The sequence below is a fragment of the Myxosarcina sp. GI1 genome (assembly GCF_000756305.1).
In the GTDB taxonomy this organism is placed as follows: Bacteria; Cyanobacteriota; Cyanobacteriia; order Cyanobacteriales; family Xenococcaceae; genus Myxosarcina.
Genome location: NZ_JRFE01000058.1, coordinates 106,437 through 121,317, shown reverse-complemented (window position 1 = coordinate 121,317; position 14,881 = coordinate 106,437). Strand labels below are relative to the sequence as shown.

Annotated in this window: 18 protein-coding genes; 12 read left to right on the top strand and 6 right to left on the bottom strand. The window is 39.7% G+C overall.

Annotated features, from left to right (window positions below):
- Positions 1-172 precede the first annotated feature (172 nt).
- Both KV40_RS29535 and KV40_RS29530 read right to left on the bottom strand, forming a co-directional pair.
- A complete protein-coding gene (locus KV40_RS29535; protein WP_036488828.1) occupies positions 173-1,363 on the bottom strand; it encodes a ParM/StbA family protein in 1,191 nt (396 codons plus the stop codon).
- A 5-nt stretch (positions 1,364-1,368) separates the two neighbouring features.
- The gene (locus KV40_RS29530) at positions 1,369-1,983 is read right to left on the bottom strand and encodes a hypothetical protein (RefSeq protein ID WP_036488826.1); all 615 of its coding nucleotides are present in this window, start codon (positions 1,981-1,983) and stop codon (positions 1,369-1,371) included.
- Between the two features lie 225 nt (positions 1,984-2,208).
- Here KV40_RS29530 and dndE point away from each other — a divergent pair, with 225 nt between their 5' ends.
- From dndE to KV40_RS29485, 8 genes are all read left to right on the top strand, one after another.
- The gene (gene dndE / locus KV40_RS33865; RefSeq protein ID WP_072013940.1) at positions 2,209-2,838 is read left to right on the top strand and encodes a DNA sulfur modification protein DndE; all 630 of its coding nucleotides are present in this window, start codon (positions 2,209-2,211) and stop codon (positions 2,836-2,838) included.
- A gap of 61 nt (positions 2,839-2,899) precedes the next feature.
- On the top strand, positions 2,900-3,859 hold the full coding sequence (locus tag KV40_RS29520) for a PriCT-2 domain-containing protein (RefSeq protein ID WP_036488824.1): 960 nt from the start codon (positions 2,900-2,902) through the stop codon (positions 3,857-3,859).
- A 187-nt stretch (positions 3,860-4,046) separates the two neighbouring features.
- Positions 4,047-4,532, top strand: coding sequence for an SLOG family protein (locus KV40_RS29515; RefSeq protein WP_036488822.1), 486 nt, complete (start codon positions 4,047-4,049; stop codon positions 4,530-4,532).
- Positions 4,533-4,719: 187 nt separating this feature from the next.
- Complete coding sequence (locus KV40_RS29510; protein ID WP_036488820.1) at positions 4,720-5,160, top strand: hypothetical protein; 441 nt, start codon at positions 4,720-4,722, stop codon at positions 5,158-5,160.
- Between the two features lie 178 nt (positions 5,161-5,338).
- A complete protein-coding gene (locus KV40_RS32770) occupies positions 5,339-5,806 on the top strand; it encodes a hypothetical protein (RefSeq protein WP_052056078.1) in 468 nt (155 codons plus the stop codon).
- 373 nt (positions 5,807-6,179) lie between these two features.
- The gene (mobC, locus tag KV40_RS29495) at positions 6,180-6,686 is read left to right on the top strand and encodes a plasmid mobilization relaxosome protein MobC (RefSeq protein WP_036488818.1); all 507 of its coding nucleotides are present in this window, start codon (positions 6,180-6,182) and stop codon (positions 6,684-6,686) included.
- Positions 6,683-7,714, top strand: a complete 1,032-nt coding sequence (locus KV40_RS29490) for a relaxase/mobilization nuclease domain-containing protein (RefSeq protein ID WP_052056077.1) — start codon at positions 6,683-6,685, stop codon at positions 7,712-7,714. The genes mobC and KV40_RS29490 overlap by 4 nt, the downstream gene beginning before the upstream one ends.
- A gap of 99 nt (positions 7,715-7,813) precedes the next feature.
- The gene (locus KV40_RS29485; protein WP_036488816.1) at positions 7,814-8,356 is read left to right on the top strand and encodes a hypothetical protein; all 543 of its coding nucleotides are present in this window, start codon (positions 7,814-7,816) and stop codon (positions 8,354-8,356) included.
- Positions 8,357-8,390: 34 nt separating this feature from the next.
- On the opposite strand, the gene KV40_RS29480 is transcribed toward KV40_RS29485, so the two are convergent.
- Positions 8,391-8,981, bottom strand: a complete 591-nt coding sequence (locus tag KV40_RS29480; RefSeq protein WP_036488815.1) for a hypothetical protein — start codon at positions 8,979-8,981, stop codon at positions 8,391-8,393.
- A gap of 53 nt (positions 8,982-9,034) precedes the next feature.
- Positions 9,035-9,499 (bottom strand): hypothetical protein, encoded by a 465-nt coding sequence (locus tag KV40_RS29475; protein WP_036488813.1) that lies wholly within the window; start codon positions 9,497-9,499, stop codon positions 9,035-9,037.
- Between the two features lie 129 nt (positions 9,500-9,628).
- Between KV40_RS29475 and KV40_RS29470 the strand changes: the two genes are divergently transcribed.
- The 4 genes from KV40_RS29470 to KV40_RS29455 all read left to right on the top strand — a co-directional run bounded on the left by KV40_RS29470 (position 9,629) and on the right by KV40_RS29455 (position 12,482).
- Positions 9,629-9,832: a cold-shock protein gene (locus tag KV40_RS29470; RefSeq protein ID WP_036488810.1), complete on the top strand. Its 204-nt coding sequence runs from the start codon at positions 9,629-9,631 to the stop codon at positions 9,830-9,832.
- Positions 9,833-10,146: 314 nt separating this feature from the next.
- Positions 10,147-10,740: a hypothetical protein gene (locus tag KV40_RS29465; protein ID WP_052056076.1), complete on the top strand. Its 594-nt coding sequence runs from the start codon at positions 10,147-10,149 to the stop codon at positions 10,738-10,740.
- Positions 10,740-11,360, top strand: coding sequence for an RES family NAD+ phosphorylase (locus KV40_RS29460; protein ID WP_036488807.1), 621 nt, complete (start codon positions 10,740-10,742; stop codon positions 11,358-11,360). The genes KV40_RS29465 and KV40_RS29460 overlap by 1 nt, the downstream gene beginning before the upstream one ends.
- A gap of 6 nt (positions 11,361-11,366) precedes the next feature.
- The gene (locus KV40_RS29455) at positions 11,367-12,482 is read left to right on the top strand and encodes a tyrosine-type recombinase/integrase (RefSeq protein WP_052056075.1); all 1,116 of its coding nucleotides are present in this window, start codon (positions 11,367-11,369) and stop codon (positions 12,480-12,482) included.
- A gap of 59 nt (positions 12,483-12,541) precedes the next feature.
- Here KV40_RS29455 and KV40_RS29450 read toward each other — a convergent pair whose 3' ends face one another.
- Positions 12,542-14,002 carry a multicopper oxidase family protein gene (locus tag KV40_RS29450; RefSeq protein ID WP_036488804.1) on the bottom strand — a complete coding sequence of 487 codons (1,461 nt, stop codon included), beginning with the start codon at positions 14,000-14,002 and terminating at the stop codon, positions 12,542-12,544.
- Between the two features lie 297 nt (positions 14,003-14,299).
- Positions 14,300-14,863: a DUF411 domain-containing protein gene (locus KV40_RS29445; RefSeq protein ID WP_052056074.1), complete on the bottom strand. Its 564-nt coding sequence runs from the start codon at positions 14,861-14,863 to the stop codon at positions 14,300-14,302.
- Between the last annotated feature and the right edge of the window lie 18 nt (positions 14,864-14,881).

Below are 14,881 nucleotides of genomic sequence, written 5' to 3'. Positions count from 1 at the left end.
ATAAATTAAAATGGCAAGAAAAATATTAACGATCTATTACTGCTTTTACTGCTTGGTCTTTAGTTTTTTGGCAAAAATTTTCTTATTTTCATCTAAAACATTACTTTTCAGCAACGCCTTTTAATCTTAACGACTGTGTTTATTGCTTGCTACTAGCCAATGACAGCTAAAGTTAAATTTTAATATTAGCGAGTTTGACAAATTCTCCCCAAGCATCAGCTAGACGAATCGGTAGATACTGCTCGATAAACTTTTTTTGGGCTATGGACGAAAGGCTAAGTTGTTCTAACATTTGGAGGCTCATCGCATTAGTATTAAGCAATTCTCCGTTCCAATCTCGGAAAAATTGCTGAATTGCAGTTTCAATAAAGGAAGTACTGCCTCCACAGTAAATTATGCCATCGAGTTGACCTAATGGTGGCAGCATTTCCCGTAACCAGCGCGATAGTAGTTGCCAATATTCACCGTTAGCCCGCTCGATCGCAGCTAATATTGCAGCTCGTTCTCGTTTTTGATATTTAGTATTGGTGCTACGAATTAGGTCCTCGATACGAATCTGGCTGGTGAAGCCTCGAACAACTTGCTGGCAGTTCTCTCCAACTTCGTATATAGCTTGAGAAACAATCGCCTTCTGAATATCGTGGCGATAAAGACCGCTACTATACTCGGCGACAAGATCTAAATAGTTATAAAAGCCCAGGTCGGTAGAATGGGAGTTGCGATGATTCAACCTGCCGTTCTCAATCAGAAGCAAGCTAGTATTTCGATAACCAAACATCAGATAGGCACAGGTTTGGTTTTTAATGGTATCGGCACTCATAGTACGAGACAGGAATGAATACACTCCACTGCCTTCTGGTTTAAATCCGAGGCTGCTTTCATTAATCTGATAACTTACCCCACTGTAGTTAAAGTTCTGTAGAGCCTTTGATAGTTCCGATTGAATAAACTCTCGATCGTTTGCTTCAGACATGGGCAAAAGCAATGTCAACTTTAATTTGAATTGGTTTGGTAAAGACTCTTCGTGAGCGATTTGCCCGATAACTCCTAACGTTTTGGGAATCAAAGATTCGGACTTGAGTTGGCGCACACTCGACTGCACTTTTGCCTGAACTGCTGAATCACCGACGAGATAATACTGCTCGTCATCTGGCAGTTTGATATAGGTTTCTTCAACTTTTGGCGCGATCTCCGTAGGACAGATAACTGAACTGGTAATCGAATGTTTGGGTTTACCTCTTCTACCTTTGAGGTAAAGACTTTTGGTGCAGCTCGTACCAGGATCGATTACCAGAGTTAAAGTTGTTACCTTAGTTTTAGCGGGTGGATTAATAGTAGTAGAGACGGTTTGATTTGTACTCATAATAGTTACGCACTAGTCTCAGGACTAAAAGTTGCTTGGTATTCCAATTGACTTACCTCTTCATAGAAGTTGTCGTATAGCTGCCACATCTGTTCTGTCCAAGATTCTTCCTCATCTGGTTGGATTTGGGTAAGATTTTGACTTATTACTAAGGGGTCTACACCTTCAGTTAACTGCTGTTTAAAACGATTGACAGTGGCTTCTAACTCTTGTAAAGGCGTTATGTTGCCTATCTGAGATTTATGTTGCTGCTGTTCGGTTACTGTAGACTGAAATACTTTGGGAATGGAAGGGTAAGCTACAGAGTTGGGCGGTTGAAGACATCCAGATTGAAAATTATCGAAGAGACTTATCCCCGTCAGAACCTGAATTATCTCTATTTGGCTTTTGAGCTTACTCAAAGATTCAACCACTATTGCCTTGAAATTGGGATCTTCAGGAGATACGACTAAGGGTAAAAGAAACGTTTCTACTATTTGTTCTACTTTTTGGCGACCATTGAGGCAATGTCTCTGCTCTTGTAAATATTCGATCAAATTTTGAGAATACAATGAAGACTTAAAATTCAATCGATAAAAAATTGTCTCAGGCTTATTGGATTGAGAAGTTTGATTCTCCATGTTAGTAGTAAAACTCCCATCAGTCTAATCTCAAGTATTTTCTGTGAAGTAAGTTTTAACAGTGATCTGTATCTTAAAAAAAGTGTGTAGCCAACCTGTCAATAAACGAGTTGCCTTTAAATGCTCTAACAAGCTTATTTTCTTTTTATGGGCAGAAGTTGTTTTTTTACTACGTGACTATTGCTGACGCTGAGAATAAACAAAATATTATTCTTAGCTTGTTTTATGCAGCCAATAGTTAAACGCCTCAGATTTAGTAAAAAAACTAGATATCAAATAATCAATATCAAAACCAAAACCCAGATTCCTACATATGCTGCCATCTGCCGTTGGGGAATTTGCTACAGTTTGGCTCAAGGCACTATTCCCTCCCCAGTACCTCAAGTGTTCGATTCTAATTTAGAGATTACTTGGGAAGCTTTTGTCGGAGATACTGGTGCAGCTATTCCTGCTGCTCTGGTTCAGTTTTGCCATCAACACAATTTGCCTTTGGATTCAGAATCGCTCAAGAGACAATTTGAACTACATTTGGCTAGAGGAATCGCTTATCTGGTAGGGTTAAAACTATCTGGAATTGAAGAGTTAATCGGATTGGCTTTGGTAGATCGTTTCACCAAGGCAGAATCAGAGGCTAAATCATTTCTGTCGCCTACAGCAAACAGAGCAGCTACCGAAGTAACCGAAACTTCAACACCGCGATTAGAGATGGCGAGGAAACCTCGCCCTCTCTCGCGGTCAAGATGTAAACTCGAATCAGAAAAGACACAGCCAAAATCGGATTCAATTAAATTGGTTTGGCAAGTACCAGAGAAAGTCACAACAGGTAAGAGGAAAAAGCAATCTGGCAAGAAGTAAAAACTACTAGCCATAGAGCTTGCGCTTGAGAAAACTAAACAATTAACCAACCACAGATTTAATGTTTAGTTATTCTCAAGACAATCAAACTCCCCTGGTAAATTCTGAACTCAAAAGCTCTGAACATCAGGGCAATCGCGACCGCTCGCAAGAGCGTTTAATTCAAAGTCTTTTTCTATTGCCCAACTATTGGAAACTCGTACCTTGTATTGATAAGCGACCTTTGGGTAAAAAGTGGCAAGATAATTATTATTCACCCCAAGGTTTGTTTCGCTCTTTGTCTCAAGAAGGTAAAGTTTTGGTTAGAGGCAAACATGGTCTGTATTCTGTCGTTCCTAATGGTTATAGCCTGCTGTGCGGTCATCAATCAGGCGATTGCGGTTGCGGAGCAAGTCCGAACAAAGGCGATTCGGTTCGCCGCATGTACTCAGATCGCTATCGCTACTTAGTCGCCATTGATTGTGATTCTTATGAAGCATTAAATCAATTTGAACAGATGAGGTTTCCAACTACAGTAAGCTATGGTTCGGGTCTCCCTGGACACAGACAGTATCTGTACTATGTCGATCGACCAATTAAAAGTTTTAAGTTGACGAATGGTTTAGAGGTCAGAGGTCGGAATTTACTTTCTACTTTGCCGCCCTCCGTTCATCCGATAACAGGTAAATATCGCTGGCTGATTGCTCCAGATCGATGCGAGATTCTTACTATATCTAGTCTGTGGTTAAACCAACTCAGACCGCAGCCTAAAACAGAAGTCTTTAAATCGAAAGTGTTTTCTAGTAGGACTGTAGAAGAATTGATTCGCGCCATCAATCCTATCTATGCAGATATTTATGATGATTGGATTCGAGTTGGTATGGCTCTAAAAGATTGGGATGAAGGATTATCTGGACTATGGGACGAGTGGAGTCGTAGTTCGGGTAAATACAAGCCAGGAGAATGTAGTTATCGCTGGTCAACTTTTAATGGCTCAGGCATTACTTTTCGCACTCTTTACTACTACGCCAGAATTGGCTAAAGCTTTGCGATCGCCAAATTATTATTTTGAATTTATGCAATTGCAAAATTATGGAATTACATAATATATCTCTATCTAGACTGTCACTATTTGTCAGAGGTAGGCGGAATATAGTGCGATCGCTTTGATTTAAATAGATTGTAACCTTGTCAGGCAATAGTAAATGAAATGTTACAAGTATTAAATTATGATTTTAGGTTTTACAGGGCATCGACCTGCTTCTTTGTCTGGCAGCTATTCGGATCGTACTAATCGAGCCTTACTAAATACTGCGGATTTTATTCTGGCTCAATACAAACCTACAAAGGTTATATCGGGTATGGCTTTAGGTTGGGATACGGCAGTAGCTCAAAGTGCCATCGATCGTGGTATTGGTTTAATCGCAGCAATTCCATTTAAATCTCAATCTTCAAAATGGCCACCACATAGTCAGGACAGATATCAAAAATTACTGGATCGAGCCGAACGAATCGAAATTATTTCTTCAAGCGACTACAGTTTACAGGCAATGCAGCAAAGAAATCAGTGGATTGTTAATTACTGCGATTTACTTATAGCGTTGTGGCATCAAGATAGAAGTGGAACTAAGAATTGTGTAGATTATGCTCTAGCAATAAATAGACCAACTTTTAACTGTTGGGAAACATTCAAATACTTTTATCATTACTCTTAATTTTATTATCTACCCAGGTTTGTTCTATCCGAACAAGTTTGGGGAGGCATCCACTGTTTAGTCAGCAGTGGATAATTTTTTAGCTGCATAACTCTAAACGAGTTAGCACCGAACACAACTCCAGTCGGGTTGGTTGTGGTTCTGTCGAACCTAGTTAGGTGAAATTTTAAAATTAGGTTTACTAATTATGACTTATACAAATTATGCTCCCGCAGTTACTCAGGTTCAAGGCTATGTGCCAAGAATGCAAAGCTATACACCTGCACCTGCTTCCGCTCAGAAGTATACGCCCTTGCTTAGTCAGGTTTCTGGACAGAGCAAAACTGTTACATCACCAAAGGCTTTAACAGAAGCCCAAATTGTATTTACAATTGTGAATTCTGAAATAAACAAGTTTAAACGTCAAGGTCAAAACATTGACGCTAAAGCAATTAAGCTTACTTATCAACAGTACTATGCAGGCTGGAGTAAACAGCAACTTTTACAAGCTGCATATGCGCTCGTAGAGATTTACGACCAGCACACCAAACAGTGGCGTTTGATTGCTAACGAACAGGAGTTACGTAGTAAACAGGTGCAATTTTCCAAAAGATACCATTATTTCAAGAATAGACGTGCTGCTGCATAGTTACGTCAGGTGGATATTCAGATGAATATCCACTGCGATCGAAGCTGTACCTGTGAAAAGGTATAGCTTTTTTTATTTGGATTATGACAGACAATAATAAGCTTAATAGCTACACCCAATGGAGATATAGCCCTGTCGGATCTGAAGTAAATGAAATTGAAATAATTTTAATATGCTTATGTTGGAAATTAGTGGAGATATTTTCGACCGAGACTCGTGGTCGTATAAACCTACTACTCCTGAGATTGCTTTATGTGTCACGACTAATGGAATGGTTAAAGCTAACGGTCAGGCAGTAATGGGAGCGGGTATGGCTAAAGCTTTCACGAAGATTTATCCTCAACTGCCCGTGATTTTGGGTCAAAGGTTAGCTTGTGGAGGCAACCAAGTCCATTATCTTTTGACTCAGAATAATGTACACATTCTCTCCTTTCCCACCAAACACCATTGGCGAGACGCTTCAGATTTATCTTTGATTGAAAACTCGGCAAGAACCTTAGCAGAATTAGCTATTCTCAAACCCTACTGTACCTTCATTCTGACTCGACCGGGTTGTGGTTTGGGTTGTTTATCTTGGTCTGCTGTAAGAAACTCGATCGCGACCATATTGCCTGATAATTGTTGGGTTATCAATCGCGATCTTTAAACATCAAAAACTGCACTAATTTGTGCAAATTCGCTGCTATCTCGTGCGAAATCTTTCTTTAACATTTGATTTTTGTCGAATTTATCGAAAATTTTGAAGCCACAGATACATAGCCAAAATGAACAATTCAGCACAAAATTATATAGTTATAGTGCTATCTGCGATCGATAAAATCTAATTATTGTCTGGAATTTGCTCGAAAATACCTTGGATAAGACAGAATTTATTTTGACAGCAAGCAGTGCAAGTATCCGTACATTTAATACTATTGTACTTAATGACTAAAACTTGCTGCTTGCCGAACCATTTGACTCAAAATAGACTATTTGGGAATTATCGACAAAAAACAGTTATAAATCAGAAAATGTTCTCTATGCGATCGAGGTTACAGTCAAGCGAATTCAAGCAAAGCCAAAATGTAATTTTATCTTTAGCTGCGATGCCTTCGGCTAGGCTTCGCCAATCGCAAATGGCTCACTATCCTAACAGCAACGGCGAATTTAAAACTAAGCGAGTAGAAACTAAGTGGTATCCATCAGATTTGGCAATAATCGATCGCCAAGCTAAACGATTGAACTTAACTAGAACTGACTACATAACTAAATGTGTTTTGCACAAGCCCATAGAAAAAGCACACATTTTCAAAGTTAGTTGGCGTACCTATAGGGTTATGGGAGAAATAGCCAGAGAGTTAAAACGAATTGGCAACAATATCAATCAAATTGCTAAAGTCTTTAATGCAGAAAGATTAGAGGGCGGTAAAATACCAGAAGATTATCCTTTGCCAGAAGAATTGAGTGCTATCGGGAGTTATACCGATCGCATTAACCGAGAGTTGAACCAAGTCAGATTGCTAGTAATCGGCAGAAAAGAGAAGTGATTGGCAATATAAGTACTGGCAGCGATTTTAGGGGACTAGTTGATTATTTATTAGATCCCAGCAAAACGCCTCAAATAGTCGATACAAATCTAGCTGGAGGCGATCGCAACACAATGACTTGGGAATTAGATACTTGTGCCAGTCAAAGATTGAGTACTAAAAAACCAGTAAAACATATTTCTATTGGATTTGCTCCTAATGATGGACGGCTAAATTCCAAAACTATAGAAGAAATTGCGATCGCCATAATAAATGGATTAGGTTATGACAACAATCAATATTTAGTAGTACGTCACGGTAGAGTCGATCCAAAACACGACCGCGCACACGAACACGATCATTTTCATATCTTAATTAACGCGATTGATTTTGAAGGAAAAAGGGTCGTAGATAGTTATGACAAGAAAAAATTAGAAAATATTTTAAGACAACAAGAAATCGAACACAACTTGACTATTGTTGCTGACTCCGAACAACGCAAATACAAAGCTTCTACAACTGGTCAAGTACAGCGAATGATGCGAGAAATAGAAGAATATAGATCGGGAGCTAGAACAGAAAGATCGGTCGTGACTCATGCTATGAAGATTCAGTCAGGAATAGATTTAGCCAGTCGCGATCGCCCCAATTTAAGCGTGTTTTTAGCCAGACTCCAACAACTTCAAATAGATCCTAAATTGAGAGTCGAAGAAGGAAAAATTACAGGTATCAGCTATAGGCTACAAGATTTTAAAATAAGAGGATGTAAGCTACATCAGGCTAGCTATTTGCAACTGCTAGAACATAGAGTAACTTATGAACCTCAAAAAGATATGCTCGCTGTGCGTAAGGCAAATCGGAATGAAATAATTGGATTAGAGCCTCAATTAGAAGTGAGTTGGAATCAGGTCGAGATCGAGAATTATGTTCCAAGCCAAATAAAACAATTATTAGAAGTAGCTTCCAAGCAACAAGAAATAGATACTGTCAGAACATCTGCTGTTCTCGAACACAACAAAACGAACAAAGAATTTGAAATTGAATTTTAAAGGGTATAAATAGATTTTGTCTCTACTTTACATCCCAAGTTTAATTTGCTGTAATGGTAGTAGTAACAGACGTTTGAGTGATTTTTTTTGAGAAAGCCAATGGCAGATGGGATTTATTTAAGAGGAGTAATGAATATTCTCAACCTATCTGAGTCTGCGGTAAACAAACTAGTAGACGAGGGACATCTAACGTTTACAAAAACAGGAGCTAAAGGTAAACGAGTGTTTGACAAAACCTTGGTTCAAGAGTTCAAACGCGATCCTGTGTACCAATCTTTAAAAAAGCAAACTGTTTTGGTATATCTGCGCTGCGAAACAGAAGAACAAGAGCGCATGATGAAGCGGAAAGTAGAGCAATACTGCAAGAAAAATAATTTTAAAGCAAACATTATTGCTCAATTAAATCGAGGTATTAAAGATATATCTCAACAAAGTTATAAATTGACCATAAATTATATATTTGAACACACAGGGATTGCTGGATTAATATTTTATGGACGCACGGATGACACTAAAGAAATAAAAAAGATTTTTCAAGCAAGAGAAGAAGCTTTTAGCTACTGTATCCAAGATTTAGATGCAAATTTGAAGAATAGCTTGCCAGACAGTAATGAAAGTAGTGTCGTCTTTGGTCATTCTTAATATAAAGTAGTATTTATTAATACACTAAAAGAATTTACCCGAACAGTTTAAGTTGTTCGACCTCATAAAAACCACCAGCCTGCTCTATTTTAAAATTTCCAAATAAAGCTGCAACAAACGTCTGAGCTAAAGTTAAGTCGTTTGATTTGGCTATTTCTGGAAGGGTATTCACTTTTGGATACAGCTTCAAATGTCGCTCTACTGATTCGACCCAAACTTCGATGTTCTCATCATGAGCTAAAGTGAAAACTTCTGATTCAAATAAATCTTCTGCTATTACATCTAAAGCTTCTGTTGCGGATAAAAATTTAATTAATTTAGTTGTCTCTCGGTGATAATCTGCCCTTCGTTGAGGCTGAAGATATTTGGTTAGAAAAAGTGTGCTAATGCTCTTCTGAGTAAGCGATGACAGAAAAGTATTGAAACTACGATTTATTTGAGTATCTTCTTCATCAACTTGCGATTGCCGTGACTTTTCCAGTAATGACTCAGCCTTATGTAAAATTTGCTCGCTGACAAAACAGATAAGTTCACCTGAACGCCTGAGTTTTATCTCATCAGAAATAGTGGCAGACTGAATCTTATCTACTTGTTTAATTAATTGAGTAAAGGGAATATCTGACAAAGCTAATTTACTCTATATGAAAAGACCAAAATGAAAAAATGAATATATGACAGTTAATTTGGCAAGCATTCTGGACAATCCTCTGCATTCAACCAATAAATTAGACCAAAACAATCTATGCCATATTCTGTTTCCAAATAGGCTAACAGCGATGAGATATATTCTTCTAATTCTGGCTGTCTGAGTCCTTGAGTATGTTGGGGCAACATTTGATGTGAAAGCTCGTTACCTTTATAAATTTTAAGCGCGATCGCATGAACGAATTGATTCTCTTTACCGTATATTTCTAGTTCGGCTCGATAGGCTTCGGGTAGTATTGGCTCAATCGTTTCAATACCTCTTTTCCTAGCAGCATCTGAGCGGCGTTTGGCGTTTACCTGGCTCTTGTTTCTCAGCCGATAGCGTTTGACACGACAGTTATGTTCGACGTAACATTCAGCGTTTTTTTCTTTGGCCTCATCTTCACGGCGGTAATTTTTAGCACAGTATACACATTTAGGATTAGCTTTTCTGCCCATAGATCGGGTTCAATAATATCTGTTAAGTTAAGAAATTTACCTTGTTTGACCATTTTGAAAGAACATGTTGGTTATTTTTACGATACACTTCAAGCGACTGGATTATTTATTTAGCAAAGAGAAAATTGTATGAGTACGGGTACTGTAAAGTTCTTTAATAACGAAAAAGGCTTTGGTTTTATACTTCAAGATGACGGAGGCAAAGATCTTTTTGTCCATGCTTCTGAAATTCAAGGCGAACGCAATACTACTCTTAATGAAGGACAGAAAGTAAATTACGAAATCGGACAAGGCAGGAAAGGACCTTGTGCGATAAACGTTATTCCAAATTAATTTGGCTGGCGAATTTTTAAAAACTAACATCAACATAGCAATTGGGGAGAACTGGAGCGCGAGGTTGCCTCACGCTATGAAAATCTGTTATGGAAAAAACTCAAACACAAACTTTTTGAGTTTGATTTGAATAATAGCGTATCAATTGCGTATCAAATACAAAATGTAAAAATTGTATTTGCTTATCGTTCTTGTTTAGTAATATTTACAGCAACTTGCTGCTAATTTTAACCTCTTATTAGGACACTAATCAGATGTAAGTAATTATAATATATATGCTGTAAAATTTAAATATACATCGTATATATAGTGCTATGAAAACTAAACAATTAACTCCCAGTTTGGGTAGAAAAGAGGCTTCTCGCCAAGTTAAGGACTTAGTAGAGTCATTAATTGCGATCGCGGATACGGAACAACTTGAAAAGTTAGCTGCTTCCTTGCAACCTAAGAAAGTAAGTAATGAAGAGGTAGAATTAGCAAAAGAGATTGCTGGAGATGATTATACTGACGAACCATCATGGCCTCTAGAATTAGCTAATCTACATCGTTTGTATCAACGTCGTCAAAGGCTATTAGAAAAAAGCTTAACTTCGACTGAGGTAGCCGATCTATTGGACTGGAAAACTAGAAAGACCATACACGATAAGCTCAAAGCTAATAGTATTTTGGGCATTAAAGATAAAGGTATCTATCGGTTTCCTGCTTGGCAGTTCGATCCAGAAGGAGATGATGGGATCTTGGATGGTTTGCCCCAGGTGCTAGAAGCGTTAAAGGTTTCTGACTTTACCAAGCTTAATTGGCTCTCAAAACCCCATCCAGCATTTGACAACTGTACTCCTGTAGAAATGCTCAAACAAGGAAATATCCATGATGTTTTAGTCGAAGCAAGAGCCGTAAATACTTTTTAATGGTCAAAGTCAAATTACCGCCACCTCAGCGCAATGTAAATCCCCAAATCCAAATTCTTCCAGCTAACACTAAGCTTAGAAGGATATTCGACCCAACAAGGTTTAATGCCACACCTACTGGTTTTCGTAGCTATGGTCCAGTAAGTAGATTCGATCATCATAGTAGTAATGAACCAACAGAAGATCCAGAGCGGAGAATTATTTATGCAGGGTTTTCTCTTTCGTGTTGTATTGCTGAATATTTTGGCGATGGTGAGATTATCAACGTAGAAAACATTAAACTGGCAATTATCTATCTAGGTAGAGAACTCAAGCTATTAGATTTAAGAGGCAAAGCTGCCATGGGAGCAGGAACAGTAACTGCTATATCAGCCATTACTCAGAGAGAAATTACTCAGGCATGGGGACGTTATTTTTACGAACACATAGAATTGTATGACCGAGTAGATGGTTTAATTTTCAGCGGGGCGCATAACGGGGAAGACGCGATTGCTCTCTATGAAAGAGTAGAATCGACTATCAATTCTTCCAAAGTAAAAGTAATAGATCTGGGGAGCGAAACACTTAAAAGTACTATTTTAAAAATTGCTGAAGAACATGGTTTTGACGTTGAGACTTAAAATTCTATGAAAATCGAAATTGTACCAGTTGTAGAAACAACTTCAGTTTGTAAGCTCAAGAACGAGTCAACTAAGCCGATCGACGGTCACTCGCAAGCCACGCCGAATCTGTGCGGGGAACGAGTGACTTCAATTACATCTCCATCTACAGTTATTGAATTAGAAGATATTTTTGCCCGATTCCTAATGATGGAAGTAGGAGATGGTGCAGCTTCCTCTGATACAATTCGCAACTACTTGTCCCAGACCAAGCAGTATCTGGAGTGGTGTCGAGATAATTTACTCTCGCCCACCGAGGCAGAACCAGAAAACATCAAGCTTTACCGTCAACATCTAGTTAACTTTGGATACGCTAACTCGACCATCGCAACAAAGCTCAACATTGTCAGAATCTTCTACAAAGCAGCACAAGCTCATGGGCTGATCGGCAATAATCCCGCTCAAAAGATTAAAGCTCCCAAAGATAGAAAAGATCCTGCTGCTCGGATTACCTTTATGGAGGCAGAAGAACTAAAGTATTTACTCGACTATCTACAGTCTCAACTAAAGCGGGCGAAGACGAATAAAGACAAACTGAGTTTGCTGCGCGATCGCGCTTTGATTAGCATCATGAGCTTGGAAGGATGCAGAACGGTAGAAATGCACCAACTAAAGGTAGAAGATATCGTCAGGCAGGGTATCAAAACTGGTTTGCAGGTAGCGGCAAAAAGAGCTAGCAGGATCGTCCCTCTGACTGAGAATCTGACAACTCAGCTAGATGATTATCTCCAGATGAGGCGCAAAGTTCTGAGAAGAAAAATCAAACCAGCAGATTATGTTTTTGTCTCTCTTAGTAATAACAATAAAGGAGGTCAATTATCCCGACGCAGCATTCGAGAGATCTGCGATTGCGCTTTGGTTGAATGCAATCTTAAACACACACCAGGTAGAACTCTTACCGCACATAGTTTAAGACATACTGCTGGAACGCTGGCATTAAGAACTGGTTCGGATTTGAGACAGGTACAGGATTTATTAGGACATGCCGATCCTCGTACTACTTCAATCTATGCTCATGTAGGAGACAGGTGGGAACACAATCCAGGCGCAGCGGTAGAAGAGAAACTTAATGCACCGTCATAATCGCGCTTTTTGTCTGCCAAGGGTACGATTACGCTCTGCGTAGCCTTCGGATCGCATTATCAAGCCTCAATCGCCAAGTTACCCATCATGCCAAGATCTTCATGGTCGAGAACGTGACAGTGATAGACAGTTTTGCCTGCAAAATCATTAAAGGGCATACGAATACGCACAGTTTCGCCTCTTTTTACCAGCACTGTATCTCGCCAAGCAGCTAATGGTTCGGGTTGTCCATCGCGACTGATTACCTGAAAAGCATTGCCATGAACGTGAAAAGGATGATCCATTACTCCCGTGTTAACTAATTCCCAATCTTCTACCGTATCGAGTTGGACTTTAGTATCTAGGCGATCGCTTTTATATGGTTGACCGTTAATTAAAAACGCCATACCTACCGCAGGACTCATGCCGTGATTGAGTTCAAAACGCCTTACTGTCTTAGGTTCGGGTAGAGCGGAAATGTTAGCTAACTTTGTCGGTACGGGAGAATCAACCGCAGCTTCATAATTAATCGTAGCTAATGCCATAGGGTTGTCGCGATCGCTACCACCCATCATTCCTCTACCCATCATACCGCCCATCATCCCCATTCCGCCTCGGTCGTAGGGTAAATTAAGCAGGCGATATCGTCCCGATTCTGGTCTACCTCGTACTAAAACTTCGGCTCGTTGTCCTGGCGTTAGTAATAATTCGTCAGCCTCTACCGTTTCGCTTAACGCACCGCCATCGGTAGCAATTTGGTAGAAAGTACCCTCTTCTAAAGCCAGCCGATAAAAACGGGAAGGAGAGGCATTGAGTATCCGCAGGCGCAATAGTTTATTTGCTGGCAAATTTAAACTAGGATTAACCTTACCATTGACCGTAATTAGATCTCCTTCTCTTCCCGACATCAGAGACATATGACTCGAACCCATTAGTCTGCCATCATTATCTAAAGCAAAGTCTTGCAGTACTAAAAACTCTTCCTGGGCTGCTTTTATTTCGGGTATTTCATCTAACTCTCCCCGCACGATAAACAAACCCGCCAAACCACCAAATAACTGTTCGGCAACTAAACCATGTAGATGAGGATGATACCAAAACGTACCTGCTGAATGATTCTCAGGAATAGTAAATTCGTAGGTTAATTGTTCTCCTGGATCGATCTGAAGGAAAACGTTATCTGCATTGCCCGTAATGGGTATATGCAACCCGTGATAGTGAAGATTAGTTGGTTTAGACAGGTTGTTAGTAAAGTGAATCTTTACTCTGTCTCCTGGGTTGGCTTCCAGGCGGGGGGCGGGAACTTGTCCGTTATAGGTTAGTAAATATGCTTGTTTGCTACCTAAATTGACGGAACTTTCGCTAGCTGACAGATCTAGTTCTAATAAACCATTTTGACTTTGATGTACTTGAGGCAAATTAGAAGACTTCGATACAGCTTGAGTGTTATTAGCTCGCCCTTTGGTACAGCCAGCAAAAATAGCAGTTCCCGCACTAGCAGCACTTAATGCCAGAAACTGACGACGATTCATTTTAACCATAATTTATTTACTAAGCTAAATTCTGAGAGTTATATAGTTGTTCAAAGCTAAAAGCTAAAAGCGCACCGCCACGCAACGCGAGAGCGTTGCCAGTCTTGCAATCGCTGGAGCGATTCGCCTCTGCTTCGCAGAGTCGGATTGCCGAAGGCAATCGAGACGATGGGGCATTAGCCCCGTCTGAGGTTTCGCGACTCGTATAGGACAGAGCAAGAAGCTAATGGCTAAAAGCTATATGCGTAGCGGTATCCTTTAGGACGAACCAAAAACTTCTCAACTAAGCCGATCTACATTCAACGATTAATAAGATTCGTATTCGTTGAATACCTCTACTTCTCCCGATTGGTTAAATGCCAAAACCTGAAATGGTTGTTTTATATCTCTTGCTTCCATTCCTGGAGAACCCAAAGGCATTCCTGGTACGGCTAAACCAATAAATCCTTCTGGTTTTTCGGTCATGAAGCGTTTGATGTCATCGACGGGTATATGTCCTTCCATGACGTAGCCATCGACAATAGTTGTATGACAGGATGAAAGTTCGGGCGGTACGTTATATTTCTGCTTCAACGCTTCCATGTCTTCGGTTTTGATATCTTCTACCTTAAAGCCATGCTTTTGAGCGTGTTCGAGCCATACCCCACAACAACCACAGGTAGGAGAGCGATAGACGTTAAGATCTTTTGTGCCTGTATAGTTGGGTTCGGTTTCTCTATCCCAAACGCTGGCTAGAGTTGCGGTATGAGCATCGTTGGCAACTGCCGAGTTATCCCTAACTCCTTGAGTGGAGGTTAAGTAAATTCCGCCACCAATTACGCTGGCAACTGCTACTGAAGTAATAGTTATTGTCGATAATAGTTTGGACATTATTAATTTCGATTTATA